Here is a 2,845-nt window from a genome sequence, read left to right as displayed (position 1 = left end):
CAGCATCGCGGGTGCGCAGTCCGGCAATGGCGGTGCGGGTGTCGATGGCGCCGCGTTCACGCTGACCAACACCGGCACCATCACAGGCGGCAATGGCGGAGGCTCAGGTGGCGTCATTATTGGGCCTGCTCTGCAGAGAAGCCAGCGTCTGGTGCTGCCATCTCGCGCGGCGATCACGGATGTCTGGGGCGCGTCAGCGCGGCCTGAGTCCAACGGAATCCGCCCCTTTGTGGCACTCGCGGACCTGCCGGGCCTGGCGTACGCCGGTCCGGGATTCCGAGGCGTCGATGCGCAGTTGGCGGGCGGTGTGTCCTTCGATCCGGCTTCGCTGTTCGGCGGCCTAGGCGGCGGTACAGGCGTGCCCCGCTTGCCACCGCCTGCCGCGAGCGGGACGCCCGGCACAGGCGGTGTCGGCGTGATCGCCACCGGCGCCAGCACGGTGATCAACGCTGGCACCATCGCCGGCGGCGTCTCGGGCGCCAGCACGCCGGTGCAGGCCGACGCGGTGGACTTCAGCGGTGGCGGCAACACGCTGGTGATCGAGGCCGGCGCCAAGTTCATCGGCAACGTGGTCAGCACCAGCGGCAGCACGAATGGTGGCGACACCTTCGAACTGGGTGGCGACATCAACGCCAGCGGCGGCAACGTATTCAATCTGGCGTCGATCGTCAGCACGGCATCGACCAGCTACAGCGGCACGCCGGTGTTCTATGGCTTCATGAATTACGCCAAGAGCGGCACCAGCACATGGACGCTGACCGGCACGGGCAATGCCAGCCAGAACTGGATGATCAGCGGCGGCACCCTGGTGGGCAGCACCACCAGCCTGCTGGGCAACGTGACGTTCAACACGGCCGTGGGCGCGGCCACGCCGGATGTCACCTTCGATCAGACCAGCAACGGCACCTACGCGGGCCTGATCAGCGGCAACGGCAGCCTGACGCTGGAAGGCGGCGGCGGGCTCACCCTGACCGCCGACAACAGCTACAGCGGCGGCACCACGATCAACGCTGGCACGCTGCAGGTGGGCACGGGCGGCGCGACGGGCGCGATCGGCACGGGCAATGTCATCGACAACGGTGCGCTGGTGTTCGATCTGTCCAGCGGCACGCTGGTCGATGGCGTGATCAGCGGCAGCGGCAGCCTGACCCAGATGGGCACGGGCGCGACGATCCTCGATGGCATCGACACCTACACCGGCGGCACGACGGTCAGTGCCGGCACGCTGGAGATCGGCGATGCCACGCACACGAATGCGGCGATTGCCGGCAACGTGAGTGTCGCGGCCGGGGCCACGTTGCGCGGCCACGGCACGATCGGCGGCAACGTCACCAACGCCGGCACGGTGATGCCAGGCGGCAGCCTCGGCATCCTCACGGTCAACGGCAACTACACGCAAAGCAGTGGCGCCACGCTGGCGCTGGGCGTCAGCCCGCAGACCATGGCCGGCACCGGCTACAGCCAGTTGCAGGTGGGCGGCACGGCCAGCTTGGCCGGCACGCTGCTGATCGAACCGCTGGCCGGCGACTATGCGGTAGGCAGTACCTACGATCTGCTGCACGCGGCGGGCGGCGTCTCGGGTACCTTTGCCTCGACCTTCGACAATCCGGCCTTCGCGATCTACCTGACCCCGCAGGTGACCTACGCCACCAACGACGTATTTCTCAAGCTCAATGTCAATCCGGCGGCCTTCAGCAGCGGCTTCCCCAACTACGCCAGCACCGTGAGTCTGGCGCTGGATTCGACCTTCCAGACCGTGCTCGGCGGCTTCGGCAGCGCGCCGGGGATGGGCGGGATCACCGGCGATGCGCGCTCGGGCGCCTGGGCGCAATACACCGGCAGCGGCGGTGATCTCGGCGACACGCGCCAGAGCATGCAGGGCGGCGCGGCGGGTGCCGGCACGGCGATCAACGCCCACCTGGTGCTGGGCGCGGCGATCGCCAGTGCCAACACGGCGACATCCCTTGCCCCCTCACGCGTGGTCGGCACCCCGCTGGGAGCATTCCTGTACGGCATCTACCGCACCCGGGGTTGGCGTCTGGCGGCGAGTGTGGGCGGCGGCAGTTTGCGTCAGACCACCACGCGCGACCTGACCAGCTTGGGCTTGGCCGGCCAGGCGCTCAGCACCGGCAGTTTTGCCGGCGCGGCGGCGCGCGCCGACTACCGCTGGAATTGGGGCAACCATGTCTTCGTGAGCCCATATGCCGATGTCAGCTACCTGCACAGCCGCTACGGCAGTGCCCAGGAGAGCGGCGCCAGCCTGCTTGACATCAGCTACGGTGCGCTGAGCCAGAACCTGACCCGCTACGGTGCCGGGCTGCGCCTGGGCACCGTCGTGGATGCAAGCCACAGCACGCTGATTCCATGGATACAGGTAGGTGGCGTGGGCTACAGCGGCGATCGCAACCCGATCGAGATGCAGAGCATCGGCGGCCAGAGCTTTGCCGTTACCGGCACGGCGCTACCGAGCAGTGCGCTGACCGCCGCGGCTGGCCTCGACTGGCAGGGTCATGGTCCATGGCGCTTCAAGCTGGCGTGGTTCGGCGACTACGCCAGCCGCTACCACAGCAATGGCGGCACCGCGCTGCTGCAGTACGTGTGGTAGGCGCTGATCGCGGCATGCACGGCGGCGGGGCGTTGAGTGCCCCGCTCGCGTGCGGCGCGAATGGCGAGCCACGTTCGACGCGCGTGTTGTGTAGCCGCGTTGCCGTGATTCACGCCCGGAGCATGACTTCCGGGCTTTGACCGTCGCGCATCCAGCCACGATGCTGGCCCGGCATGCATCACGGCGCCTGCCGCCGTGACATCACGGGGAAATCATGGCCAGTATCGCTACCCGCGCGGC

At 68.5% G+C, this 2,845-nt stretch carries 1 protein-coding gene; it reads left to right on the top strand.

Features of this window, described 5'->3' with window-relative positions:
* On the top strand, nucleotides 1–2,605 hold a 2,605-nt coding region (locus tag ACYDAT_RS16035; protein ID WP_461451436.1), incomplete at its 5' end, for an autotransporter outer membrane beta-barrel domain-containing protein.
* Nucleotides 2,606–2,845 lie beyond the last annotated feature (240 nt).

Source organism: Metallibacterium sp. (assembly GCF_054637675.1).
This window is presented reverse-complemented; position numbering and strand designations above follow the sequence as displayed.